Source organism: Croceivirga lutea (genome assembly GCF_014235875.1).
In the GTDB taxonomy this organism is placed as follows: domain Bacteria; phylum Bacteroidota; class Bacteroidia; order Flavobacteriales; family Flavobacteriaceae; genus Croceivirga; species Croceivirga lutea.
Genome location: NZ_JACJUK010000005.1, coordinates 88,050 through 114,255 on the forward strand (window position 1 = coordinate 88,050; position 26,206 = coordinate 114,255).

Here is a 26,206-nt window from a genome sequence, read left to right on the forward strand (position 1 = left end):
AATATGGGCATTCAGTTTTTTAGAACTTGCAATAAAAATAAAAAACATGTCAATAGTTTCTATAATACTCACACTGATTTTACCCCCACTTGCCGTATTTTTAAAACACGGTTTAAATGCCAACTTCTGGATTAATTTACTCCTCACCCTTTTAGGTTGGTTACCAGGCGTTATTCATGGCTTTTATGTAAATAGCAAAGTTTAAACTTGAACTCCATCTAAGAGATAATCTTCCAATTTCAAAGACTTATCTTGAGCATGCAGCACAGAAATATCTCCGGTAGATTCAAAAACTACAGCTTTAACCTGTGCTAATTGTGTTACGTTAGCCTCTCTCAACTTTGCTTTTAAATCAGATTCTGTAATTTTTGCTTTTTTTAAATTTTCATGCAAAATAGTTTCTTTTTTCATTAGAAGTAACGGTTTATTATCCACTATTTGTGCTATGATAGCGAACCTTCTTAAATATGCTACGGTCATTTGAATTGCGTAGACTACAACCAATCCAACCACACCTTGTATTAAGCTTACCGATTTAGACAATATTGCAGTAGCTAATATTGACCCTATTGCTACTGTAATTGCAAAATCAAAGCTAGACATCTTAGAAAAACTACGTTTACCAGAAATTCTAGTTATTAGTATTAAACTAATGTATATACCTATACTGGTTAACGCAATTGCCAACAACTCTTTTGGGGAGGCTAAAAACCATTCACTCATAATTATATTTTTAGTGAATGTAAGCGTACTAAAGCTTTAAGATTACTTTTAAACAATTAAATATTGTTTCTTTTACTTTAGTGGTAGGTAATGCTCAATTTCTTTTTTAGCTAAAAATTATATGAAAACAACACTACATAAAGCTACTACGCGAGGCTACGCTAATCACGGGTGGTTAAAAAGTTATCACACCTTTAGTTTTGGCGGGTATCATAACCCAGAACGTAATCATTTTGGTGTTTTACGCGTCTTAAATGATGATGAAGTATCAGAATCCAAAGGTTTTGGGTCTCATCCTCATGACAATATGGAAATTGTATCTATACCATTAGAGGGCGATTTAGAACATAAAGACAGCATGGGAAACACCACCATTATTAAAGAGGGTGATGTACAAGTAATGAGTGCTGGTACCGGTATATATCATAGTGAATACAATAAGAACTTAGATAAGCCTGTAAAGTTTTTACAAATTTGGATGTTTCCTAATCAAAGAAATGTTGTGCCACGCTATGATCAAATAGCTATACGTGATATAGCCAAACAAAATGAATTCTATCAAATACTTTCACCTAACCCCAACGACCAAGGAGTTTGGGTCCACCAAGAAGCATGGTTTCATTTAGGCCAATTTAATCAAGGTATTTCATCAGAGTATACCCTTAAGAAAGAAGGCAACGGTGTTTATGCCTTTGTTATAGAAGGTAATGTTGAACTAAATGGTTTTAATTTAGATAAAAGAGATGGTTTAGGTATTTGGGAAACAAATAAGCTAAAGCTTACATCAAATTCTGAAAGTAAGGTTTTATTGATGGAAATACCCATGGCGTTACCCCGAATAGGAAGATAAAAACAAGAACAACTTAACCAGTTTAATACTAATAAATAGAACAACCCTGTTAGAGGGTTAACAAACGTCTTGTATGCTATTTTGATACTTCTAAAATAAGTTTAACACCTTGACGTTGTTTACTTAAGTAGTATTTTTCTTACTACTTATTTAAAATGTTTCAAGGCTATGGTAAAACCAGAAATACCGGTAAATGAAATAGAAAGGCTTAATGAGTTAGATAGCTACAATATTTTAGATACACTTTCAGAAAAAGAATATGATAGTATAACTAAATTGGCCTCCATTATTTGTAATACACCTATTTCATTAATATCACTTATTGATGAAAAAAGGCAATGGTTTAAGTCAAAAGTTGGTATTGATGCAACAGAAACACCTCGAGAGTTAGCATTTTGTGCCCATGCTATAAATGAGCCAAACCAACTCCTAGAAGTCTCAGATGCTCGTAGCGATTTTAGATTCAAAGACAATCCGTTAACCGTTGAAGACCCACACGTAATTTTTTATGCTGGTATGCCTTTAGTAACTACTTCTGGCAACCCAATGGGAACTTTGTGTGTTATTGACCATAAACCTAGGAAGTTAAATCAAACACAAATAGAAGCGCTACAGGCATTGAGTGTACAAGTAGTTCAATTGTTAGAAAATAGACGATTAATTGTTCAATTGGATACAAAGAACAATAAGATTGAAAAACTAGTAAACCAGTTAAACGATTACAGTCATAGCTTTGCCCACGAGTTACGAACACCAATCAGAGGTAATCATTCAATTTTACAATGGTTTAAAGAAGACTATGGTGAAAAGTTTGACGAACACGGAAAAAGTCTAATTGACTACATGCAAGATAACTTTAGTTATATGGATGCTTTAACAAGAGGCATGCAAGAATACCATGAAGTTAGCATGTCTAATTTTATCTTAGAGCATTTTAATTTAGAAAAACAATTTGTTCAATTTTTAGATACCAATCAAGAAAAAATTGAAGGTTTAGAGCTAGAAACTGTTAATTTAAACCATGATATTTACCATTATAAAAAAGGGTTAGAACTGACTCTAAAACATTTGCTGACTAATACTAGACTGCACGCGGGTGCTAATTCAAAAATTAGGGTAGAGTATTCTACAAATGAAGAAAAACATCACCTAATTTATGAGGATGATGGACCTGGTATAGAACCAAAATATCATAATAAGGTATTTGAACTATTTACTTCTTTAGAAAAAATTGGTAAACACAATTGTGGAATGGGCTTAGCAATTATCAAAAACCTAATTACACAATTTGAAGGAACAATAAGGTTAACAAAAAGTGACTATTTGGGAGGATTAAAAGTTACAATTACCGTTCCTATAGAAAAACCTACTACTTTTTAAGCTCTAGCTTTTCAGCAAAATATTCGCAAAAATCTTTCATGGTAGCCGTCATTTTTTCGTCTTGGGTTGCTCTCATAAATGTGTCACTTAACGATACTAATGTTTGATGAAAAAATATTTTCATTTCATCTAAAGGCATATCCTTAGTCCATAAATCTATTTTCAATGATTCTTTATTGGCGCTATCCCAAACAGATAATAACATTGCCTTTGCCGTTTCATCATTAATACCACCATCTTGTGCAGACCAAGACAATTCTTCCGGTACTCTATTCTCATCTAATCCTACTTTCAACTTAATTTCAGAAGTATGTTTAACCGCCATTATCGTTTTGGTTTATAATTTGATTCTTTTAAAATTCTATCTGCTGGCATAGCCAATAAGTTTTTCAACTTGGTGTCGCTATGTTTTTCCATATATGCTTTTATTATTTGATAGCCTATAAATCGGCCCAGCCTACCGGGAGATTCACTATCAAGTTCTAGTCCAAATTTGGAAAAGGGTGCGGGGTCTAAAAACCTTCTATCTAATTCAGAATCGGTACTATATACGAATTCATTCTCTACAATAAAACGCCACATTTGTTCTTCATTGGCAATAGCCCAGTTGAAATCCTCTTCTGAATAATTGAACCTTATATGTATTGGCTCTGATGGTAATAGCAATTCTTTTAAATAAAGTTCTTTACCATAATATACCATCCTAGACAGAAAAGAACGGTCTCGAGGGTACGAAATTAATTTTCTAGTGTAAGCACTAGCCACATCAGAAAGCAAATAATCAGCTTGTAAGCCTTCGGCTATATAATTAGAAAAACCCCCATAGAACTTATGGTTAGAACCCAAATAATTATCTAAGCCAATTAACATTAAAGAGTCTGACAGTATAATTCTATTGTTATAATCTACCTCTGAAATAACCGTTATCACCTTTGGTACAATTACCTCTGGAAAGTAATATTTTAGGTGTTTGTAAAACAATTGTAATTCTGAAGATTCATTTTCAAAATCAGGAAATGCTTTAAAAACCTCTTCTTCTAGTTCCTTTTGCAAGGTATCAGATTCAATTTTAGCTATCCATAAACTGTCAGAAAACTGCGAAGGAAACAAATAAGGATAATCGTTTTTTAATTTTGAAAGGTCAGTTACGTTGGCTTCTGCAAACTTTTTTTCAAAACGTTCTATCGTTAAATCAATAGGTATTTTACTAATTTCTGTCGCAATTTTATTGTCATCATTGCAAGCCCATATAAGACTTACCAATGCCATTATTAAAAAGTAATACTTGGTACACTTCATTTTTTAATTCGTAGCCCTTATTTTTAATGACTGCAAATGTAACTAATGCTACAATTTTAAATCTCATGCAAACAGAAAAGGTAATAGAACATATTGTTAAATGGCTAAAAGGCTACGCTGAAAACGCGAAAATGAAAGGATTTGTAGTAGGTGTTTCTGGCGGAATAGATTCGGCAGTAACTTCTACCCTTTGTGCTAAAACAGGACTAGACCTACTGGTTCTAGAAATGCCTATACACCAAGGAAAAAACCAAGTAACTAGAGCAGATAAGCATATTGATTGGCTACAATCAAATTTTAAAAATGTTAAAAGACAACCTGTAAATCTTACTCCGGTTTTTGATAGCCTTGTAGAAACGTTGCCGCCAGTAGATAATGAGGAAGAACGCTTTATGTCTTTAGCGAATACTCGTGCACGATTACGAATGACCACACTATACTATTTTGCAGCGCTAAAAAAATATCTGGTTGCGGGCACAGGTAATAAAGTAGAAGATTTTGGTGTTGGTTTTTACACTAAATATGGAGACGGAGGTGTAGATTTGAGTCCGATAGCGGATTTAGTTAAAACCGAAGTCTACGCAGTAGGTGGTGCCTTAGGGGTTATCCAAGAAATTATGGAAGCTGCTCCAACAGATGGCCTTTGGGGAGATAATAGAACAGATGAAGACCAAATTGGCGCCTCTTACCCTGAACTTGAATGGGCCATGGAAATGGATGAAAAAGGAAAGACAGCTGATGACTTTTCTGACAGAGAGCGAGAAGTATTTACAATTTACAAAAGGCTAAATTCTGTCAACCAGCACAAGATGGTTCCGATACCAATCTGTCATATTCCTGCAGAATTAAAGTAGCATTTTAACCCATTTATACGAAAGTAAACGAGAAAAACCATACAAATTCTAGGGTTTCACAAAAAAAACTACAAATTTGTGTAAAGAAAATGCTATATTGCTGTCAGATAATGTAAGCATTATACTACACCCGTTAACTAATTTGTTTATAAACCCTTAACTAATGATTAAAATTTTGATTGCTGACCACCATCCCATAGTAAGGTATGGTATTAAGCAGGTCTTAAATGCAACACAAGAATTTGAAGTAGTTGCTGACGTTTCAACCACAACAGAATTATTTGAGACGTTAAATAAAGTTACCCCAGACGTTGTTATGTTAGAGATGGATATACCAGAAATTAATGGTATTGCGACTCTAAGAAAAATTAAGCAAGATTTTCCAAACACTAAAGTCTTGATGTTCAGTGGACAGTCTGAAGATGTGTATGCCTTAAGCACAATTAGAGCTGGAGCCTTTGGCTACCTTTCTAAAACTTCTGACCTAGATTATTTAATGTCTGCATTAAAGAAAGTTGCAGAAGGCAATATGTTTATTACAAACGAACTAGCGCAACGTTTAGCTTTTGATGAAGGAACTCAAAAACCTAGAAGATTCTTTAGAAAATTATCTACTAGAGAAATAGAAGTTCTAAAATTATTGGCGAGCGGTAAGCGTAATAAAGAAGTAGCTGAAGGGCTTAATTTAAATGAGAAAACGGTAAGTACGTATAAAGCTCGTTTAATGCGTAAGCTTAATGTAGATAATTTAGTGGATTTACTTCAGCAAGCAAAAGCTTTAGAACTATATTAAAAAGCTATACATAACATTATAAAAAAACCTCAATTAAATTGAGGTTTTTTTATGTAATTACGCGTGCTAACTTGTTATGAAGCAACTTTTTTAACTGCAAGTAATTAATTATTTCTTGTAAGAGTTCATCATTACTTATACTGTTTTGGGTAGCTTCTTGTAGCTTTGCTATACGAGCTTTAATAAGTAAACTCCTTAGACTCAAAATTGTTTCTGATACCAATTGTGCTATACCAATCTCCTTATCTTTTGGGTAAATATCTTTTCTTTCCCAATCGTGTAAGGTGTATTTTTCTTCTTCCATTAGAATTGAAGAAACCTCATTTATTAATTCTTGGTCTAAAGCATTTACAAAAGTGTTAATTGTAAACTCTTCATCTTGATTTAGTTTAGTTATTAGCTGTACGTAAATGTTTTGAAATCTTTCATTAGCCAATTCAATCTCATCATCCTGTAAATCCAAGTAAATTTTTTCATAAACCTTTGCTTGATAGGTTTCTGGCTCCAAAATCAATTCCCCATTTTCATTCTCTTTTAACACCAAATCTTCAAAGTCCTCAGTTTTATCACCGTAGAGTAAAAGCAGTTCTATTATTTTGCGTTCTAACTCGTACTGCGGGTCAACCTTTTCACTAATTTCATCTTGTTTAACAACTTCAAAAGCTTTTTGTGTTGATTTCGTTTTTTTGGCCGCATCAGCTTTAAACTTTTTGTCTAATTGTGCCAGCGAATTATACAGCGTTGATTCAGAAACCTGCATAATTTTAGCACACTCTTGCACATAAACCTCTTGTTGAATGCGGTCAGGTATTTTGGCAATACTGCTTATTATTTCTCTAATGGTTTCGGCACGTTTTATAGGGTCGTTTGCTGCTTCTTCTGCTAAAAGCGATGTTTTAAATTGAATAAAATCTTTAGCATTAGATTTTAAATAAGCTAGAATATCTTCAAGAGCATGATGTTTTGCAAAGCTATCTGGGTCTTCCCCTTCTGGAAAAGTGCAGACTTTTACATTCATACCTTGTTCCAGAATTAAATCAATTCCTCGTAATGAAGCTCGTAAACCGGCAGCATCCCCATCAAAAAGTACGGTAATATTTTTAGTAAGCCTATTAATTAAACGTATTTGCTCGGGTGTAAGGGCTGTACCGCTAGAAGCCACAACATTCTCAACTCCGCGCTGATGCATTTGAATAACATCTGTATAACCTTCAACCAAATAACAATTATCCTCTTTAGCAATGGCCTGTTTAGCATAAAAAATACCATACAAGACCTTACTTTTATGGTAGATTTCACTTTCTGGCGAGTTTAGATATTTGGCCGCTTTTTTATCATTAGTTAGAATTCTTCCCCCAAAGCCTAAAACTCGGCCACTCATAGAACGAATAGGAAATAAAACGCGACCCTTAAATCTATCAAAGGTTTTTTGAACACCGGCTCCCTGATTTTTTACAATAGTTAAACCAGTTTTTTCTAAATACTCTAATTTGTAACCGGCTTCTAGAGCGGTTTGGGTAAATGCTTCCCATTGGTCTAGATTATACCCTAAACCAAATTTTTTAATAGTTTCTTCTGTAAAACCTCTTTCTTTAAAGTACGTAAGACCAATAGCCTTACCTAATTGGGTTTCCCAGAGCGTTTTTACAAAATAGTCTTGAGCAAATTCTGAAACCAAATACATACTCTCACGTTCATTGGCTTGCTCTTTTTGCTCATTAGTCTGTTCTGTTTCCTCGATTTCAATATTGTACTTTTTGGCTAAATATCGAATGGCTTCCGGATAGCTAAAATGCTCATGTTCCATTAAAAAGGCTACCACATTACCGCCCTTACCGCTACTAAAATCTTTCCAGATTTGCTTTACGGGAGATACCATAAAACTGGGTGTACGCTCATCAGAAAACGGACTCAACCCTTTAAAGTTTGAACCCGATTTTTTAAGTTGTACAAAATCACCAATCACCTCCTCTACACGAGCAGTTTCATAAACTTGATCTATGGTGGTTTTTGAAATCATGAGTCTATCCTTAGCCCCCTCCTAAGGAGTGGGTAATATTATTTTAGCCGTTAAAAATATGGAAAAATAACCCCTTCCCCTAGCCTCCGCCTTAAAGAGGAGAAATTGATTGTTGTTTTGTTTAATTTTACCCTATGATTCTTTTTTTTGGAACTAGAAATGGTAAAGCTACCCAGCAGGCATTAAATAATGTAAGGTGTTCTCATTGCCAACAAGAAAACACCTTAGCATTAGTTGAACAAGGCAATTATTTTCACTTGTTCTGGATAAAACTTTTTAAAATACAAACCAATAGGTTTACTGAATGTTCACATTGCAAACGAGTATATTTTGAAAATGAATTTACACCTGCAATGAAAAGTGAGATAAGTTAGATTTTAATCCAAATCAAAACGTAAGCCTAAAGAAATGTTGTGTTGGTCAACAACAGCGTCTTTAAATATGGGGTTTAAATCATATTTAACATACAATACGGTGTTATCAAAACCTGCATAGGCACTTAAACCATAAATTAAGTCACTAGTGTTGTAATCTCGCTTAAGTTTATCTTTAATCTTTTCCCCATCGAGAGAATACTTTAACTTTTGTCTTGTGCCAATATTAAATCCACCATAAGCGCCTAGGCCAACTCTAAATTGTTTACGTAAACTATAACGAATCTTTTCTTCTGATTTAAATAATCTTGAAGGACCAAATTCAAAGTGTATTGGAAAAACCAGATTATCCATTCTTAATTTAGATTTGGTTAGTTCTCTATCGAATTCTTGCAATGTTGTTTGGTTTCCGTTTTGTACAAAAAATTGATTGTTATCTGGTTTTAAACCGTTGAATTGAAATGAAAATCCGTAATGAAAACGTAACCAATTAGATTCTTTAAAAACACGTGTTCGCCATTGCACCCCCATTTCAAAAAATCGACTTCCGCCAATTTTATAAGGAGAATCACTTAAAGATTCGCCATCTATTAACGCATTGTTTAAACCTATAGCCATTACAAAATCAGAATAGGTTCTACGGTCGTATTTAACAGGTTTGTTTTTTCTATCATCAAAACGGATTCCAAAAATTTTGGTTCCTTCACCGTCATCTCCACCAATGCTTATCATAAGTCTCTCTACATTTTGTAGAGAATCTAGCTCTAAATATTCTCCATTATTACGCTCCAATAGTGCTATTTTATTATCGATAATGGCCAAGCGGTTTTCAATATTCATGGCTCGTTTTTTAGCCACTTCTTCTTTTAATTGTTGAGCTTCTTGTTCAGTAATCTCACCTAAAGTAAGTTTATCATTAATGGCTTTAACTTCTTCTTTTAATGCCTTTTTTTCTTGTAACGTAATTTTTTCTTTCTGTTTTTCTAAGTCAGTTAATTTTTCTTGAGCTGTTTTTTGGCCAAATCCATTTAAAGGAATTGCCAATAAGAGTACAAATACTAGTGTTGTAATTAGTTTCATTTTTAATTAATTTTTAGTCCGTACTTTACCTGCCCCCTTGCTTCGACTACGCTCAGCACAGGGGCTAAATAAAGCAGGCTTTGATTGATGAATAAGCTCTCACCCGACCTCACCCAAAGGGAGAGGAAGTAAGGAGTTTTTTACTGATTTCTGTCTGCGACGGCCGTTCGCAGTTTAAAAAAGCTATTTTTTAATGTATTAAACAATTGATCTCTGTCATCTTCAAAAAGTTCAAGCTCTACCTCATTTAATAGGGTTAATGCATCAACTTCTGTATTAGAATTTAAAAGCTTATCAGTTAACAATTCTCGCTGCGCTTGCAGTAATAGAGAATCTATTTCTTGGTCTGTTACCGTAATGCTATCATTTTCCATAGCGGTCACTAAAGCTAAAACCTCTTGTAATTTATCTTCAATGAGCATAGTACTTGCAACTTCTTCATCAGTTGCATAAGGTGTTTTAGAAAACGATTCTGTTTCATCAATTTCAACATCTTTCTTAATGCCCTGCTCTTCTTCAAAAACTACCGAATTTTGTTTCATTAAATGCTCAGTTTCGGCTATGGTAGGCAAAGAAGCAGCTTCTTGGTTGCTAATGGGCGTATCTACATTTACCAATTGTGGTGTTTCGTTTATATTTTCTAAAGATGAATCTTGGTTTACTACAACTGGTGATTGTTCTACACTTTCCATTTCATTTTTAGTAAAGAACATTACTGAAAGCGTTAATAATAATGCTGAAATTGCTGCTGCAATAAACCATATATTAGTTTTAGAAGTACTCTTTTTTTCTTCGCCGAGCTCTTCTGCAATACGTTCCCAAGCACCAGCCGAAGGAGTCAACTCACGTTGCCCTAACTTTTCTTTAATGCGTTTTTCTAACTTGCTCATAGTTTTTTATTTGTTAACTACACTTGTAGTTACCCCTTGTAATTTTAAATTTTCTTGAAGCATTTTTCTAGCTTTTGAAAGCTGAGATTTTGACGTACCCTCGCTAATATTCAAAAGTTTTGCTATTTCAGTATGCTTATAACCTTCGACCACATAGAGTACAAATACCATTTTGTAACCTTGTGGTAAATCATCTATCAAAGACTGAATGTATTCTACATCTTCAAAAGCATTATTGTCATTAACGGCTACCGCTTTATTGGTAATAATCTCATCATCATAGACTACAAACTGACTTTTTCTGAGATAAGAAATACTTTCTCTAATCATTATCCTTCTAATCCACCCTTCAAAACTTCCTCTATTTTCAAAACTTTCTAGGTGTTTAAAAACTTTTACAAAACCACCAACCATAACATCTTCAGCAAAATGTAGATCCTTGATATATTGTCTACATACACTCAACATTTTAGGCGCATACTTGTCATAAATTGTTTGCTGCGCAATTCTGTTGCCTGCTTTTGCTTTCTTTACAAGTTGCTTTTCGTTACTATAAAATGAGATAACTTTCAATGTCTACCGTTTTGGTCTCTATTAAGATAGACGAGATAATTAGGAAAAGGGTTGTCTGAACTAGAAAAAAATTATTTTTTTCGGTCTACAACGTAGTTAACCATTAGTGTAAGTGCCTCTTTATAAGGCGATTCTGGATATTTTGCTAGAAGACTTAAAGCCTCATCTTTAAAGGCTAACATTTTAGTTACGGCATAATCTAAGCCACCTTGTTCTTTAACATAGGCTATTACTTCTTTTACGCGTTTTTTATTTTTATTGTGGTTTTTAATAGAGTTAATTAACCAACGTTTCTTCTCTTTACTACTATTGTTTATTGCATAGATTAAAGGCAATGTCATTTTTTGCTCTTTAATATCTATACCTGTTGGTTTACCAATTTGTTCTGATCCGTAGTCAAACAAATCATCTTTTATTTGAAAAGCCATTCCGCAGAGTTCTCCAAATTTTCTAAACTCTTTTACCTCTGGTGACCCAGGAAGTACAGATGCTGCACCAATACTACAACATGCAGCAATTAGCGTTGCCGTCTTTTGCCGAATAATATCATAATACACATCCTCTGTAATATCTAGCTTTCGGGCTTTTTCAATTTGCAGCAACTCGCCTTCACTCATTTCTCTAACTGAATTGGAGATAATTTGCAATAAATCGTAATCACCTCTATCTAAAGCCACCAGTAAACCACGTGAGAAAAGAAAGTCACCCACTAAAACAGCTATCTTATTTTTCCAAAGGGCGTTTACTGAGAAAAACCCACGCCTTTTATTACTATCATCAACAACATCATCATGAACCAAACTTGCTGTATGAATTAACTCAATAATGGTAGCGCCAGTATAGGTACGTTCTGCCACATTACCTTCATTAAGCAATTTTGCTGTTAAGAAAACAAACATGGGTCGCATTTGTTTTCCTTTTCTATTGGCAATGTAATACGTTATTCTATTGAACAAAGCTACCTTTGAAGCCATGGCGTCACGGAACTTGTTTTCAAAACGTTCCATTTCCCATTCTATGGGTTGTCTTATCTGAACAACTTCCTTCTTCAATTAGTTTGGTGCTTTTTTGGAAAAAATTCTAAGGGTAAAAGTAGGGAAAATGTACCGAAGCAAGAGTTATTTAAAATATTGATAACATTTAAGATTTATTTGCTAATTGACCGCAAGCAGCATCGATATCTTTTCCACGAGAACGACGCACCGTAACGGTAATTCCATTTCTTTCTAAAGTCTGAATGTACATTTGAATGGCATCATCATTAGCCTGTTGAAAATCACCATCATCAATTGGGTTATATTCAATTAAATTCACCTTTGACGGTGCAAACTTACAGAACTTCACCAGCGCATTCACGGCCTCTTGAGTATCGTTAATACCTTTCCAAACTACATATTCGTAAGTAATTCTGTTTTTGGTTTTACTGTACCAGTATGCTAAAGCTTCACGTAAATCTTTTAATGGAAAAGTGCTATTAAAAGGCATTATAGAAGTTCTCACTTCATCTATTGCCGAATGTAAAGAAACAGCAAGGTTAAACTTAACCTCATCATCTGCCATTTTCTTAATCATTTTAGGAACGCCAGAAGTTGAAACTGTAATTCGCCTTGGCGACATTCCTAAACCTTCTGGGGAAGTTATTTTCTCTATTGACTTAATTACATTATTGTAATTCATGAGCGGTTCTCCCATCCCCATAAAAACAATATTACTCAAGGGCTTACCATGGTAGAGTTTACTTTGTTCATCAATAGCTACTACTTGGTCATAAATCTCATCCGGATTTAAATTACGCATACGTTTTAAACGCGCGGTAGCACAGAATTTACAATCTAAACTACAACCCACCTGACTAGATACACAAGCAGTTGTTCTGGTTTTAGTTGGTATTAAAACAGATTCTACTATAAGGCCATCATGAAGTTTTACTGCATTTTTAATTGTACCATCTGAGCTGCGTTGCATTTGGTCAACCAAGGTATGATTGATAACAAAATTGGCTTCTAGCATTTGGCGCGTTTCTTTTGATAGATTGGTCATTACATCAAAAGAATGTGCTGATTTCTGCCATAACCATTCATAAACTTGATTACCCCTAAAGGCTTTATCACCATTATCAGTAAAAAAATTTCGTAATTGTTCTTTACTTAAAGCTCTAATATCTTTCTTCACCACTGCCATATTGCAAAATTAGAAAAGAAAAAATCCCGATGACAACATCGGGATTTTTTAATTCTGTACACGCTAGAAAAGCGAATTATATAATTAACATAGCATCACCATAAGAGTAGAATTTATACTGCTCTAAAATGGCTTGCTTGTATGCTTTTTTCATTAAATCGTGACCCATAAACGCTGAAATCATCATTAAAAGCGTTGATTTAGGTAAATGAAAATTGGTAATCATTGCATCTGCAATGCTAAATTCATAAGGTGGGAAAATAAATTTATTTGTCCATCCTTCGAATGTATTTAATTGATGGTCAGAAGAAACTGCGCTTTCTAGACCTCTCATAACTGTGGTACCAACAGCACAAACCTTTCGTTTTTGTGCTTTAGCGTTGTTTACAATTTCTGTAGCTCTTTCATCGATAATAAGCTCTTCACTATCCATTTTATGTTTGGATAAATCTTCAACCTCAACTGGATTAAAAGTTCCTAAACCTATGTGTAGCGTCACTTCAGCAAAATCAATTCCTTTGATTTCTAATCGCTTTAATAGGTGTTTAGAAAAGTGTAAACCTGCTGTAGGAGCTGCTACTGCACCTTCATGCTTTGCATAAATTGTTTGGTAGCGTTCTTCATCTTCAGGAGTTACATCTCTTTTGATATATTTAGGTAGCGGTGTTTCGCCAAGTTCTCGAAGCTTTCTTCTAAAATCAGTATAGGAACCATCATATAAAAAACGAAGTGTTCTACCTCTAGAAGTGGTGTTGTCTATAACCTCAGCAACTAGACTTTCATCTTCTCCAAAGTACAATTTGTTACCAATTCTTATTTTACGTGCTGGGTCTACCAAAACATCCCAAAGACGTTGTTCTTCATTAAGCTCGCGTAATAAAAATACTTCAATACGTGCTCCAGTTTTTTCTTTATTACCGAACATACGAGCAGGAAATACTTTAGTGTTATTCAACACCATAACATCACCTTCATCAAAGTAATCTATCATGTCTTTGAACAACTTGTGCTCAATTTTACCAGTTTCTCTGTGAATCACCATTAATTTTGATTCATCACGATTTTCTGCTGGGTATTCGGCTAAGAGCTCTTTAGGAAGCTCAAAATTGAAGTTCGATAATTTCATGTTTTGATTTCGATTTTAGTCAAAGGCTGCAAAGATACGATTAGGAAGTAGGGGTTGTCAAGTATTTACTAGATAAATACTACGCCTCTTCTATTTTATACCCTAAAATTTTAAAATCTGACCAAAAATCTGGATAAGATTTTGAAACCACCCCAGCATCATTAATTACAAAAGGCACTTTTAACGCAAGTGGTGCAAAAGCCATTGCCATTCTGTGGTCATGATACGTATCTACTGCTATATTTTTTTTAAAACTAGAATTAGCTACAAGTTGTAAACTCTCATGGTCGATAATTACTTGTGCGCCAAATTTTTCCAATTCTGTTTTCATGGCAGCCAAACGGTCTGTTTCTTTAATAGGTAATGTATGTAAACCTCTTAAATGGCAAGCAATACCCAGTCCAAAACACGTTACTGCAATAGTTTGCGCAATATCTGGTGCATTTGCTAAGTCTAATTTTAAGTCTGTGGTCTTGGCGTCTTCTACCTTGGTTAGGGTAATAGTGTTATTTTTAAAAGCAGTTTTAACTCCCAGACTCTTATAAATATCAGCCAATACACTGTCTCCTTGTAAAGAACTTTCTTTATAGGCGCTAAGTTTTATGGTACTACCAATTTCTGCTAGGGCTGCAACACTGTAGTAATAACTTGCTGCACTCCAGTCTGACTCTACAACTAACACTTTATCTTCAACGCTTTTCTTGGAAAGTATTTTAATGATATTACCTTCAAACGTTGAGGCTATTCCCACTTCTTGCAGTAACGCCAAGGTCATTTTTATATAGGGTACTGAGGTAACCTTACCCACCAATTCTATTTCTAAACCATTTTCTAGACCGGCAGCTACTAAACACAATGACGAAATGTATTGACTACTTATGTTTGCTGGTAAACTAACCTTGTTTTTAGCTATTTTTTTTCCAGTTATTTTTAATGGTGGAAAACCTTCATTTTCCACATAAGAGATTGAAGCCCCCAAACTGTTTAACGCATCTACTAGAATGCCAATTGGCCTCTCTTTCATACGATGAGAACCTGTTAGCACCACTTCTCTACCTTCTTGGGTAGCAAAGAAAGAGGTTAAAAAACGCATGGCCGTTCCTGCATGATGTATATCAGCAATACCATTTGTAACTAACAATCCTTTTTGCATTACCTGAGCGTCATCAGAATTAGAAATATTCTCAATTTTTAAATTGGGATACAGTGCTTGTAGTAAAAGCAATCTATTAGTTTCACTTTTAGAGCCTGTTATTCTAATTGAAGCCTCAATTTTGGCTAGTTCTGGAGCAGCTATAGATAAATTCAAATCTCAAAAAATTAGGCGTCAAATATAGCTTTATTTCAACTTTTCATTATTGTGATGGCGGTCGTGATCTCGCTTGGTTTTAATATCCAACTTTTTTTCAAAAGAATGTTGCAAATTAACCCCTGTCTGATTGGCTAAACACAGTACCACAAAAAGAACATCAGCAAGTTCTTCACCTAAGTCTTTGTTTTTATCAGACTCTTTTTCACTTTGCTCCCCATAACGTCTTGCTATAATACGAGCTACCTCCCCTACCTCTTCGGTAAGTTGAGCCATATTAGTTAGTTCGTTAAAATAGCGTACACCATGGTTTTGTATCCACTCATCTACCGCTTGTTGCGCGTTTTGTATGTTCATTTAATTACTCTTTGTTTTTTGTATCAATTACAATTGTTACTGGGCCATCATTTAATAGTTCAACTTTCATATCGGCACCAAAAACTCCTGTACCTACCTTTTTACCTAAATCTTTTTCTATTTGCGCTACAAATTTTTCATAAATAGGGACGGCAATTTCTGGTTTAGAGGCTTTTAGATAGGAAGGGCGATTGCCTTTTTTCGTAGAAGCATGTAAGGTAAATTGACTAACCACAATAGCATCACCATCTACGTCTATTAATGATGTATTCATAACCCCATCCACATCATTAAAAATTCTAAGATTTACAATTTTTCTAGATAACCATTCAATATCTGTGGCATTGTCTGCATCTTCTATACCAATTAATATTAAAAGACCTTTATGTATAGCTGCTGTAATAGAACCTTCAACGGTTACACTAGCTTTAGAAACTCTTTGAATTACGGCGCGCATTTCTAGTTTTTATAAATATCAGTTCTATAATTTTCGTCTACATCTTCCTCTAGCATTTGCACATAATTTTTGTATCTACTCCAAGACAACTTACCTTCTTCTAAAGCCTCTTTAACAGCACATTTGGGCTCATCTAAATGCAAACAATTATTGAATTTACAAGCTGATTTTAGTTTAAAAAACTCCGGAAAATAATCTCCCAATTCTTCTTTTTCCATATCAACCACCCCAAACCCTCGAATACCAGGAGTATCTATTATTTTACCTCCAAAAGAAAGGTCATACATCTCTGCAAAGGTGGTAGTGTGCTGACCTTGCATGTGTTGTTCAGAAATTTCAGCTGTCTTAATTTCTAGTCCGTCTAAGGCGTTCACTAAAGTAGATTTACCTACACCAGAATTACCAGAAAACATGCTGGTTTTATCTTTCATTAAATCTTTAACAGCTTCAATATTTTCACCATTTTTCGCTGAAATAGCTAAGACCTCATATCCAATATCTTCATACATTTTCATTAAATAATTAACCTCTTCTAATTCTTCCCCGTTATAAGAGTCTATTTTATTAAAAAGTAAGATTGCAGTTATATCATATGCTTCTGCTGTAACCAAAAAACGGTCTATAAAAGCAGTATATGTAATTGGATTATTTAAAGTAACCAGTAAAAATGCTTGATCTACGTTGGCTGCAATAATATGAACTTGTTTAGAAAGGTTTACAGATTTTCTGACTATATAATTCTTACGTTCAACAATTTTAGTTATTACACCATTGCCTTCTTCACCATCTGCTTCTAGTTCAAACTCAACAATATCACCTACCGCAATTGGATTGGTACTTTTTATACCTTTTATTCGAAATTTACCTTTTATTCGGCATTCGAAAAATTCGCCATTTTCGGCCTTTACGGTGTACCAACTACCGGTTGACTTATATACTGTTCCTTGCATTCTATTACCTCTCAGCTGCCATTTATACAATAACAAAGAAACAATTTTCTTTTTTTAAGTAATTAGCGTTATTTTGATAAAAATGATAAATCAACTTTAAAATGAAACCATTCAAAATTCTCCTAACAATTACTGCCTTATCTTTTTTCATTACCACAACGGCTCAAGAAACCATTACCAACGAAAGTGTTGTACAAATGGTTGAACTGGGTTTTGATGATTATATGATAATGGACAAGATTAATACTTCCGATGTAAAATTTGATGCAAGTATTGCGGCACTAGGTGACCTTAAAAAAGCTGGTGTGTCTTCAGAAGTTATCTCTTTGATAATGGAAAAATCAAAACAAAACACAAAGTCTAAAACAGGTATTTATTTTGTAAATGAAGACGGTGAAGACAAGTTAATACAGCCAGCTGTCTTTTCTGGTAATAACAGTAATAGAGTAGCACAAGTATTAGTCTCTGGTTTAATAAACTCAAAAGAAAAAGCAAGATTACCCAATACGGTATCTAACAATGTAATTAGAACAACGCAGCCAGAATTTACATTTAAGTTTAACCCTGCTACCACAGAAGTCGATAACCTTCAAACAAATCAAGGTAGTCAAGCTGGTTTATTAAACTGGTGGTTTAGAGTGGCTAGCAATCCTAACGAATTTGTTCTTGTTAAGTTAAAAGTTAGAGAAAAACAAAATCTAAGAGAAGTTATTACTGGTAAAAGCAATTGGTTATCCAGTAATGAAGGTATTGACCCAAAATTATCTATACGATTTGATATTGAAGAAATTGAAGGTAATGTTTTTAAAGTAACACCTACAACTTTAGAGCCTGGTGAATATTGCTTTATTTACCAAGGTCAAGTACCACAAGGAAGACAAAATCAATCTGTATTTGATTTTTCAATTCAATAAAAACCACAACCAATCAAAAAGGAGAGCCTCGTTTATACGAGGCTTTACTTTTTTATAACCTTTTGAGATAAAACATCTTACCAAGAAATTGTATTTTTCTGAACTAACAAAATGTTTTTAAAACACTTACATTATGAAAAAAATATTTGCAGTTGCTTTATTGGGTTTGACAATAGTATTCACAACTCAAGCGCAAGAGTATAAAGTAATAACTAGCGTAGAATCAATTGTACCTAATGGTTTAGGTAGGTCTAGAATCATTAATGCACAAGAAGAAAAAGATTATAAAGAATACACTAGTGAACAAACTAATGAGGATAATACCCGTAACAAATCTAAAAGAGGTGATATTCGTGTAAAAAACTTTGAGGAAACTAAACTTTTAAATTTTTACAATTTAGGAGGAATTCGTTTTCAGAATATTGCAGCTAATGATGCCGTAATTACCTCTATGATTAATGATATGATTAGTAACGGATGGGAGCTTGCCTTTGTTACCAGTGCTGTTGAGAGCGATAGTGGAAACACAGATGGCCAAGGTATTTTTATTACCCGATACATTTTTAAACGATAGCAAAAAAAAGCCCCTAACTTAACTGTTAGGGGCTTTTTAATACAATCAACTTTCTAATCCAATATACGAATTCTACCTCCTGCGAAGGTTTTCTTATTAACTACTTTAGGGTTACCATAAACAACTACATCACCCCCAGCTTTTAAATTTATATCAACCCGTTCAGAGGCAAATACCTCTGCTTCTCCACCTGCTTGAATTTTAATTTCTGAAACTGCGGTTCTTAAATCGCTACCTTCAAAAATTCCACCGGTATTTAGAACTACCGTTTGGTTTTCAGCTAAACCAGATGCTTGTATTATACCGCCAGTTACAGCTCGTATTTCGGCAACAGCTACATCCATACCTATATTAATTCTTGCTCCTTCTTGTGCACGCAACTCAATTTTATTCTTCTTTACCAACTCGTTGCAAGTTATTTGAGAACCTTCATTGGCATCTATTACATCAATGTCTGTATAATACACTTCAATAAAAGTATCTTCTCCTCTAAATTTTTTATCAAGCTGCATTCTAAGTTTTAAAACGCCTTCTTTATTAATCCAATTAATATCGCTTACGTTTTCACCTTTAATTACAATTCTATTTTCGTTAGACTGAATTAAATTAACTTCTATCAAATCAAAGACTTTAATTTCATTAAAATCGCCGACTTGTGTATCTATTGTGCGCTGTGCGTTTAGCTGCAATGCTATTGTAAAAAGTAGAAACGTAATTATGTTTTTCATTATTCTTGTTTTAAGTTCTTTGTTTCTAGAGAGATGAATAAAAAAGTTAATTGTTACACTAAAACTAAAAAAGAGGATGTTTCCATCCTCTTTTTAGTTTAATACCACTTAATATAATCTTATGCGTTTATAATCTTTTCTTGATGATTAATAGATTCTTGGTGAATTGCTTTAAACATACGTAATACAAACTCTTCACTTAAGCCTTTTTCTTCGCCTTCTAGAATCATTTTACCTAAGATTTCATTCCATCTATTGGATTGCAAAACAGCTACATTTCTTTGCTTTTTTAATTCTCCAATACCATCAGAAACCTTCATACGATCACCTAACAATTCTATTAATTGATTATCTAGCACATCTATTTGAGCTCTTAGATTATTCAATTTATTGTTGTATTCCGCTTCAGGGTCAGACTCTTTTCTAATTTTTAAGTCTTTCATGATTTGTACAAGTCTATCTGGAGTTACTTGCTGTTTAGCATCACTCCACGCATTGTCTGGATCCCAATGCGTTTCAATCATTAATCCATCAAAATTTAAATCTAATGCGGTTTGCGAAACATCAAAAATTAAATCTCTACGGCCAGAAATATGTGAAGGGTCGTTAATTAATGGTAAATCTGGAAACCTATTTTGAAATTCGATTGCCAATTGCCATTCTGGTATATTTCTATACTTTGTTTTTTGATATGTAGAGAAACCTCTATGAATTGCCCCTAATTTTTTAATACCGGCAGAATGTAACCGCTCAATACCGCCTAACCACAATGCTAAATCTGGATTCACAGGATTTTTAACCAATACAATTTTGTCTGTACCTTCTAAAGCATCTGCTAATTCTTGCATTATAAATGGGCTAACAGTAGAACGAGCACCAATCCATAACAAATCAACATCATGCTCTAAAGCCAAATCTACATGAGCTTTGTTAGCTACTTCTGTTGCAGTTTTTAGTCCGGTTTCTTCTTTTACTTTCTGAAGCCATTTTAAACCAATTGCACCTACGCCTTCAAAATTACCAGGACGTGTTCTTGGTTTCCAAATACCTGCACGGTAATAATTTACATCTGTATCTTTTAACTGATGGGCAATTTTTAAAACCTGTTCTTCTGTTTCGGCACTACATGGCCCTGCTACAACTAGTGGATGCGGTAATTCCATGGCATCCAACCATTTTCTCATTTCTTTAGAGTTTTCCATATCAATCAAGTGTTTTGGTAAGTGGTATTCCTTTTAAAATTTGTTTTATTCTATTTGTATTATTCATTTGGTTATAAATTCCTTCAAAATCATTTTCAGAAATCATTTCTTTAAAAGATTCTAAGTTTTTTATATACTCTTCTAAACTTTTAAGCACATTATCTTTATTCTGCTTAAATATTGGTGTCCACATATCTGGAGAACTTTTAGCAAGACGAACGGTGCTCTCAAATCCACTACCCGCCATGTCAAAAATATCGTGTTCATTTTTTTCTTCCTCTATTACCGTTTTTCCCAACATAAAAGCACTGATATGTGAAAGATGAGAAACATACGCAATGTGTTTGTCATGAGCTTCTGGATTCATGTAACGAATACGCATGCCTAAGTCTTGAAATAGCTTTAACGCTCTTTCTTGAAGTTTGAAGGTAGTTTTTTCAACCTCGCAAATGATATTTGTTTTACCGTCATACAAACCATCAAAGGCTGCAGAAGGCCCTGAAAACTCAGTTCCTGCTATTGGGTGAGCTGCTAAAAAATTTCGCCTCTTAGGGTGATTTGCAATGGTATTACAAATTAATGTTTTGGTTGAACCGGCATCAAAAACAACACAATCTTCTTTAACAGCGTCTAAAATTGCTGGTAATTGTTTTACCATTACATCTACTGGAATACTTACCACCACCATGTCGGCTGTTTTTAGGGCATTAGTATCTCCCTTTGCATCAATAAATCCAATTTCTAAGGCTTCTGTTAAGTGGTCATTATTAGTGTCAATACCAATTAAAGTAGCATTTGGATGCAGGCGTTTGATACCTTTAGCAAAAGAACCTCCTATTAATCCTAAACCTATAATTACAACTTCCATGGGTATTTACAATCTTTGAATTGCTTCTTTAATTTTTTCTTCTTTCACACATAACGAGAACCGAATATAGCCTTCGCCATTACTTCCAAAAATTGTACCCGGAGCAATAAAGATGTTCTTGTCATACAATACCTCATCCACCACTTCCTCTGCTGTTTTTGAATCTTTGGGTAATTTTGCCCATACGAACATTCCTACCGCATTTTTATCATAAGTACATCCTAATTTTTCTACAAGTTCAAAAATTAATTGGCGCCTTTTAGTGTAGGTATCATCTAAATGTTGGAACCACGCATCTCCACTCTGTAGCGCAGCTATGGCCCCTTTCTGAATACCGTAGAACATACCAGAATCCATATTACTTTTCACTTTTAAAATAGCATTGATGTTTTTAGCGCTACCTAAAACCATACCTACTCTCCAACCTGCCATATTAAATGTTTTACTTAAACTATTTAATTCTAAGGCTACGTCTTTTGCCCCTTCTAGCGCAAGAATGCTGGTAGGATTTTTACCTAACACAAAACTGTAGGGGTTGTCATTTATTAAAAGTATATGATGAGCTTTAGCAAAAGCAATTAATTGTTGTAGTTGTTCTTTGGTGGCAGTTGCCCCCGTTGGCATATGTGGATAACTTACCCACATCAACTTAACATTAGACAGGTCTTGTTTTGCTAGATTCTCTAAATCTGGGAACCAACCATTTTCAGCTTTTAAATCGTAAAAAAACGGTTGGGCTTCCACTAGTTTTGTAACTGACTCATAGGTGGGGTAACCAGGGTTAGGTAATAATACAGCATCACCTTTATTTAAAAAGGCCATACTTATGTGCATAATACCTTCTTTAGAGCCCATTAATGGTAGAATTTCTGTGGCAGGGTCAGCCTTTACCCCAAACTTATTGGCGTAAAAGGTTGCAATAGCTTCTCTCAACTCTGGTAAGCCTTGATAACTTTGATACTGGTGCGCACTACCATGCTTTATGGCATCTATTAAAGTATCTAAAACTTTTTGAGAAGGTGCTAAATCTGGACTGCCAATACCCATGTTAATTATGGGTTTACCATCGGCAATTAAACCTCTTACTTCTCGTAACTTTCTAGAAAAATAATATTCTTGAACGGTATGTAGCCTATCTGCTATGGTCATGGTACTAATGCGTTTTTATATTCGCCAAGAACTAAAAAATCTTCAGCCATTATATCTAATAAAGATTTTGCCTTTGCAAAATTTTCGTATTTATCAAAAGTTACGTCAACAAAAAAGGCGTATTTCCAAGGGGTTTCAATAACTGGTAACGATTGTATTTTAGTTAAACTTAGATTACAATCACTCATTACATTTAATACTGTTGCTAAGCTGCCCCTTTTGTGGTCTGTAATAAACCTAACCGATGCTTTATTGATTTCTGATTTTGGTAATTCTTTATTTTGCCTTTTAAGAATAATAAACCTAGTTGCGTTGTTTTTAATGGTTTGTATGTTTTCAGCAATAATGTCTAAATCATACAAATCTGCTGCAACTCTAGGAGCAATAGCCGCCACATTGGTCAAATTCTTTTCTTTGATTTGTTTGGCTGTTTCAGCAGTATCTACATCTTCAACAAGTTTAATTTCCGGGTATTGACTCAAAAATTCTTTACACTGTAGCAAGGCCATTGGATGCGTACGAACTTCTTGCACATCAGCCAGTACGTTACCTTTTTTTACCATCAAATGATGGTGAATGTTTAAGTAGTGCTCGCCAATAATGTGAATCTTATTATGGTAAACCAAATTATAATTAGGAATTATTGAACCGGCAATAGAATTTTCAATAGCCATAACCGCTTTATCAGCAGTTCCAGAAAGTAACTGCGCAATTAGATTATCAAAAGAAAGGCATTCTACCAATTCTATTTCTTCACCAAAAAACTCTTTAGCCACTTGATGATGGTTACTTCCTTTAATACCTTGTATGGCAACTTTTAAGTTCATCGCAAAAAAAAATCCCGATTTTACATCGGGACTTTATATCTTATATTATTAATTATAACTATACCAGTCCCGTTCCTCTTCGGTAGAAGAAGTAGAAATAAAAACCAGTAAAGAAATAATTCTTGTTCATTTTGTAATAATTCTTGGCTAAGATTAGCTATTCCATTTTAATTTCAAAAGAAATATTGAAAATTTCTGAATATTTCTATGAATTTAAGTTTTAACTGAAAATATGTAATCGAAATTTATTCTTTTTTAGGGATATGAGATTACAATTGGCCAATACAGACGATAAAGAAAACCCTATTTTTGAAATAAAATAATTCGTTGCATGTCTATTTCTGCAAAAAACATCACCAAATCTTTTGGGGAACAAAAAGCACTAGATTCGGTTTCTTTTGAAATCAATAAAGGAGAAATTGTTGGGTTTTTAGGTCCTAATGGAGCCGGTAAATCTACAATGATGCGTGTATTAACATCGTATCATTTAGCTGATTCTGGTTCCGCTTTAGTTAATGGCTTTGATGTTGTAACAGAACAGAAACAGGTGCAAGAGAGTATTGGTTTTTTACCAGAACACAATCCGCTTTATGTAGATATGTATGTTAGAGAATACCTCTCTTTTAACGCCCAAGTTTTTAAAGTAGATAAACCACGTATACAAGAGGTAATTGAACAAACTGGTCTCACCCCTGAGGCTCATAAAAAAATTGGCCAATTATCTAAAGGATATCGTCAACGTGTTGGATTGGCAGCAGCTTTATTGCACGACCCTGAAGTTTTAATTTTAGATGAACCCACAACAGGCTTAGACCCTAATCAGTTGATTGAAATACGAAAACTCATTAGAAACATAGGTAGTAATAAAACTATTTTACTTTCTACACATATAATGAAAGAGGTAGAAGCCGTATGTGACCGCGTGCTAATTATAAATAAAGGTGAATTAGTGGCAGATAAAAAATTAAACGACTTGCGAGAAAATACTACACAGGTATTAGAAGTTGAGTTTGATTATAGGGTAGAAGATGTTTTGCTATTTAAACTACCGCATGTTAAAGCAGTAAAGAATACTGGTGGTTTTGTTTATGAGATAACCTTTGATACTGAAAAAGATATGCGACCAACCGTTTTTGATTTTGCTCATGACAATGAATTAAAAACACTTCAACTCAGTAGAAAAAATAAAAATTTAGAGAGTTTATTTACAGAACTTACTTCCTAAACTTCACCATTAGATAACTTTAGTATCTCTTCTTTTAAAAATATCTTTGCAGTTCTAAATCTAAAGCATGCAAGAGAAAAAGGCACGTCTTGAGTTAAGTGAAAAAGAAATGAAACAATTTGGATACCAAATTGTAGATGCAATTGTAGAACATCATGTAACACAAGACAAAAAATTACCCGTTGCACATGCCACTAGAAAAGAAATGGATTCTATTTTTTTAGAAGCCGCTCCAGAAGATGGTATGCCAACTAAAGAGCTTCTAGATTTTGTTTTGAAAAAGGTAATGAGTAATAGTACATTAATGTCTCATCCTAAATCCTATTCTTTTGTACCAGGACCTAGTAATTATGTAAGTGTAATGGCAGATACACTTGCAACCGGATTTAATATTTTTTCTGGTGGATGGGCCTCTTCTCCTGCAGCGGCTGAATTAGAAATTGTGTGTATTCAATGGTTGTTGAAAATATTTGGTTTTCCGCCTAAAAAAGGAGGTGGCATTTTTACTAGTGGCGGTTCCATGGCAAATTTAACGGCTGTGGCTACTGCTCGTAATATCAAATGTGGAAAAGACTTTTCTAAATCAATTATTTATTTATCAGACCAAGCACATTCTAGTAACATTAAAGCAATTAGAGTATTAGGTTTTACAGAAGCTCAGGTACGTATTATACCAACAGATTCAGAATTCAATTTTGCATTGAATAAGCTAAAAAATTGTATCGCCAAAGATAGATTAGAAGGTCTACATCCTTTTTGTTTAATTGCCTCAGCAGGTACTACAAATACTGGAACTGTTGACCCTTTGATGGACTTAGCAGCAATTTGCAAAAAAGAAGACTTGTGGTTTCATATAGATGGTGCGTATGGTGGGGCAGCAATATTAGCTCCAAAAGGAAAACAAGCCTTAAAGGGTATTGATAAAGCAGACTCTCTTACTATTGACCCCCACAAGTGGTTGTATCAGCCTTATGAAATGGGATGCTTACTTGTTCGAAACCATAAAAATTTGAGCCATACGTTTACTGAAAAACCCGAATACTTGCGAGATATTGAGGGTAATACATCTGAAATCAATTTTTACGATTTAGGAATACAGCTTACAAGAAGGTTTAGGGCCTTAAAATTTTATATGAGTATAAAAACCTTTGGTTTAGATGCTTTTAGAAAAGCAGTAACGTATAATATAGATTTAGCAGAACAACTGGAAGATTACTTGCGCACAAGTAAAAAATGGGAAGTGGTGCATTCCGCTACATTAGCTATAATCAACTTTAGGTACAACCCAATAGCAAAAAACTACAATAACAAACACTTAGATAGTTTAAATCAGCAGATATCTAAAAAAGTAGTAGATTCTCAGCAAGCTTTATTAGTAACTACTTTACTTAACAAGCAAGTTGTATTACGTATGTGTTTAATAAACCCAAGAACAACATTTGATGATGTAAAAGAGACCATTGCATTGTGTGAATCTTTTGCTGAAAAAATAGACTAGCTAAT

Annotated in this window: 29 protein-coding genes; 10 read left to right on the top strand and 19 right to left on the bottom strand. The window is 34.1% G+C overall.

Annotated elements, in window-relative coordinates; all coding sequences use genetic code 11:
- The first annotated feature begins 46 nt into the window (after positions 1-46).
- Positions 47-205 carry a YqaE/Pmp3 family membrane protein gene (locus H5V42_RS10430; RefSeq protein ID WP_185783113.1) on the top strand — a complete coding sequence of 53 codons (159 nt, stop codon included), beginning with the start codon at positions 47-49 and terminating at the stop codon, positions 203-205.
- Here the strand turns inward: H5V42_RS10430 and H5V42_RS10435 are convergent.
- Positions 202-723 carry a DUF421 domain-containing protein gene (locus H5V42_RS10435; RefSeq protein WP_185783114.1) on the bottom strand — a complete coding sequence of 174 codons (522 nt, stop codon included), beginning with the start codon at positions 721-723 and terminating at the stop codon, positions 202-204. The two genes, H5V42_RS10430 and H5V42_RS10435, sit on opposite strands and share 4 nt — an antisense overlap.
- A 121-nt stretch (positions 724-844) precedes the next feature.
- On the opposite strand from H5V42_RS10435, the gene H5V42_RS10440 reads away from it, so the two are divergent.
- Both H5V42_RS10440 and H5V42_RS10445 read left to right on the top strand, forming a co-directional pair.
- A complete protein-coding gene (locus H5V42_RS10440) occupies positions 845-1,573 on the top strand; it encodes a pirin family protein (RefSeq protein WP_185783115.1) in 729 nt (242 codons plus the stop codon).
- A gap of 168 nt (positions 1,574-1,741) precedes the next feature.
- Positions 1,742-2,953: a sensor histidine kinase gene (locus H5V42_RS10445; protein WP_185783116.1), complete on the top strand. Its 1,212-nt coding sequence runs from the start codon at positions 1,742-1,744 to the stop codon at positions 2,951-2,953.
- Here the strand turns inward: H5V42_RS10445 and gldC are convergent.
- A complete protein-coding gene (gldC, locus tag H5V42_RS10450; protein ID WP_185783117.1) occupies positions 2,943-3,278 on the bottom strand; it encodes a gliding motility protein GldC in 336 nt (111 codons plus the stop codon). The genes H5V42_RS10445 and gldC overlap by 11 nt on opposite strands.
- Complete coding sequence (gldB, locus tag H5V42_RS10455; protein ID WP_185783118.1) at positions 3,278-4,252, bottom strand: gliding motility lipoprotein GldB; 975 nt, start codon at positions 4,250-4,252, stop codon at positions 3,278-3,280. The genes gldC and gldB overlap by 1 nt, the downstream gene beginning before the upstream one ends.
- 65 nt (positions 4,253-4,317) lie before the next feature.
- On the opposite strand from gldB, the gene nadE reads away from it, so the two are divergent.
- Positions 4,318-5,106 (top strand): NAD(+) synthase, encoded by a 789-nt coding sequence (nadE, locus tag H5V42_RS10460; protein ID WP_185783119.1) that lies wholly within the window; start codon positions 4,318-4,320, stop codon positions 5,104-5,106.
- A gap of 163 nt (positions 5,107-5,269) precedes the next feature.
- Entirely contained in the window at positions 5,270-5,899 is a 630-nt protein-coding gene (locus H5V42_RS10465; protein WP_185783120.1) for a response regulator, read from the top strand.
- Positions 5,900-5,948: 49 nt separating this feature from the next.
- Here the strand turns inward: H5V42_RS10465 and dnaG are convergent, their stop codons facing one another.
- On the bottom strand, positions 5,949-7,919 hold the full coding sequence (gene dnaG / locus H5V42_RS10470) for a DNA primase (RefSeq protein ID WP_185783121.1): 1,971 nt from the start codon (positions 7,917-7,919) through the stop codon (positions 5,949-5,951).
- A gap of 134 nt (positions 7,920-8,053) precedes the next feature.
- Here dnaG and H5V42_RS10475 point away from each other — a divergent pair, with 134 nt between their 5' ends.
- The gene (locus H5V42_RS10475) at positions 8,054-8,293 is read left to right on the top strand and encodes a zinc-ribbon domain-containing protein (RefSeq protein ID WP_185783122.1); all 240 of its coding nucleotides are present in this window, start codon (positions 8,054-8,056) and stop codon (positions 8,291-8,293) included.
- Positions 8,294-8,296: 3 nt separating this feature from the next.
- Here the strand turns inward: H5V42_RS10475 and H5V42_RS10480 are convergent, their stop codons facing one another.
- The 10 genes from H5V42_RS10480 to rsgA form a co-directional block, all read right to left on the bottom strand.
- Complete coding sequence (locus H5V42_RS10480) at positions 8,297-9,373, bottom strand: hypothetical protein (protein ID WP_185783123.1); 1,077 nt, start codon at positions 9,371-9,373, stop codon at positions 8,297-8,299.
- Positions 9,374-9,513: 140 nt separating this feature from the next.
- A complete protein-coding gene (locus tag H5V42_RS10485) occupies positions 9,514-10,263 on the bottom strand; it encodes a hypothetical protein (RefSeq protein ID WP_185783124.1) in 750 nt (249 codons plus the stop codon).
- Positions 10,264-10,269: 6 nt separating this feature from the next.
- Positions 10,270-10,836: an RNA polymerase sigma factor gene (locus H5V42_RS10490; RefSeq protein ID WP_185783125.1), complete on the bottom strand. Its 567-nt coding sequence runs from the start codon at positions 10,834-10,836 to the stop codon at positions 10,270-10,272.
- A 71-nt stretch (positions 10,837-10,907) separates the two neighbouring features.
- Positions 10,908-11,843 carry a polyprenyl synthetase family protein gene (locus H5V42_RS10495; protein ID WP_185783326.1) on the bottom strand — a complete coding sequence of 312 codons (936 nt, stop codon included), beginning with the start codon at positions 11,841-11,843 and terminating at the stop codon, positions 10,908-10,910.
- Positions 11,844-11,976: 133 nt separating this feature from the next.
- Positions 11,977-13,017: a 23S rRNA (adenine(2503)-C(2))-methyltransferase RlmN gene (rlmN, locus tag H5V42_RS10500; protein WP_185783126.1), complete on the bottom strand. Its 1,041-nt coding sequence runs from the start codon at positions 13,015-13,017 to the stop codon at positions 11,977-11,979.
- A 76-nt stretch (positions 13,018-13,093) separates the two neighbouring features.
- Positions 13,094-14,143 carry a tRNA preQ1(34) S-adenosylmethionine ribosyltransferase-isomerase QueA gene (gene queA / locus H5V42_RS10505; protein WP_185783127.1) on the bottom strand — a complete coding sequence of 350 codons (1,050 nt, stop codon included), beginning with the start codon at positions 14,141-14,143 and terminating at the stop codon, positions 13,094-13,096.
- Positions 14,144-14,222: 79 nt separating this feature from the next.
- A complete protein-coding gene (locus H5V42_RS10510) occupies positions 14,223-15,452 on the bottom strand; it encodes a 3-phosphoshikimate 1-carboxyvinyltransferase (protein WP_185783128.1) in 1,230 nt (409 codons plus the stop codon).
- A 30-nt stretch (positions 15,453-15,482) separates the two neighbouring features.
- On the bottom strand, positions 15,483-15,809 hold the full coding sequence (locus tag H5V42_RS10515) for a nucleotide pyrophosphohydrolase (protein WP_185783129.1): 327 nt from the start codon (positions 15,807-15,809) through the stop codon (positions 15,483-15,485).
- A gap of 4 nt (positions 15,810-15,813) precedes the next feature.
- Entirely contained in the window at positions 15,814-16,266 is a 453-nt protein-coding gene (gene dtd, locus H5V42_RS10520; protein ID WP_185783130.1) for a D-aminoacyl-tRNA deacylase, read from the bottom strand.
- 2 nt (positions 16,267-16,268) lie between these two features.
- Positions 16,269-17,216, bottom strand: coding sequence for a ribosome small subunit-dependent GTPase A (gene rsgA / locus H5V42_RS10525; RefSeq protein ID WP_185783131.1), 948 nt, complete (start codon positions 17,214-17,216; stop codon positions 16,269-16,271).
- A gap of 101 nt (positions 17,217-17,317) precedes the next feature.
- Between rsgA and H5V42_RS10530 the strand changes: the two genes are divergently transcribed.
- Together H5V42_RS10530 and H5V42_RS10535 are read left to right on the top strand one after the other, a co-directional pair.
- Positions 17,318-18,130: a hypothetical protein gene (locus tag H5V42_RS10530; RefSeq protein ID WP_185783132.1), complete on the top strand. Its 813-nt coding sequence runs from the start codon at positions 17,318-17,320 to the stop codon at positions 18,128-18,130.
- Between the two features lie 133 nt (positions 18,131-18,263).
- Positions 18,264-18,704 (top strand): hypothetical protein, encoded by a 441-nt coding sequence (locus H5V42_RS10535; RefSeq protein WP_185783133.1) that lies wholly within the window; start codon positions 18,264-18,266, stop codon positions 18,702-18,704.
- A 53-nt stretch (positions 18,705-18,757) separates the two neighbouring features.
- Here H5V42_RS10535 and H5V42_RS10540 read toward each other — a convergent pair whose 3' ends face one another.
- From H5V42_RS10540 to H5V42_RS10560, 5 genes are all read right to left on the bottom strand, one after another.
- Entirely contained in the window at positions 18,758-19,432 is a 675-nt protein-coding gene (locus H5V42_RS10540; RefSeq protein ID WP_185783134.1) for a head GIN domain-containing protein, read from the bottom strand.
- Positions 19,433-19,551: 119 nt separating this feature from the next.
- On the bottom strand, positions 19,552-20,634 hold the full coding sequence (locus H5V42_RS10545; RefSeq protein WP_185783135.1) for a bifunctional 3-deoxy-7-phosphoheptulonate synthase/chorismate mutase type II: 1,083 nt from the start codon (positions 20,632-20,634) through the stop codon (positions 19,552-19,554).
- A 1-nt stretch (position 20,635) separates the two neighbouring features.
- On the bottom strand, positions 20,636-21,502 hold the full coding sequence (locus H5V42_RS10550) for a prephenate dehydrogenase (protein WP_185783136.1): 867 nt from the start codon (positions 21,500-21,502) through the stop codon (positions 20,636-20,638).
- A gap of 6 nt (positions 21,503-21,508) precedes the next feature.
- The gene (locus H5V42_RS10555; protein WP_185783137.1) at positions 21,509-22,651 is read right to left on the bottom strand and encodes a pyridoxal phosphate-dependent aminotransferase; all 1,143 of its coding nucleotides are present in this window, start codon (positions 22,649-22,651) and stop codon (positions 21,509-21,511) included.
- Positions 22,648-23,478, bottom strand: a complete 831-nt coding sequence (locus tag H5V42_RS10560; protein WP_185783138.1) for a prephenate dehydratase — start codon at positions 23,476-23,478, stop codon at positions 22,648-22,650. The genes H5V42_RS10555 and H5V42_RS10560 overlap by 4 nt, the downstream gene beginning before the upstream one ends.
- 331 nt (positions 23,479-23,809) lie before the next feature.
- Between H5V42_RS10560 and gldA the strand changes: the two genes are divergently transcribed.
- Together gldA and H5V42_RS10570 are read left to right on the top strand one after the other, a co-directional pair.
- A complete protein-coding gene (gene gldA / locus H5V42_RS10565; protein WP_185783139.1) occupies positions 23,810-24,703 on the top strand; it encodes a gliding motility-associated ABC transporter ATP-binding subunit GldA in 894 nt (297 codons plus the stop codon).
- 67 nt (positions 24,704-24,770) lie between these two features.
- Positions 24,771-26,201 (top strand): pyridoxal phosphate-dependent decarboxylase family protein, encoded by a 1,431-nt coding sequence (locus H5V42_RS10570; protein WP_185783140.1) that lies wholly within the window; start codon positions 24,771-24,773, stop codon positions 26,199-26,201.
- Positions 26,202-26,206 lie beyond the last annotated feature (5 nt).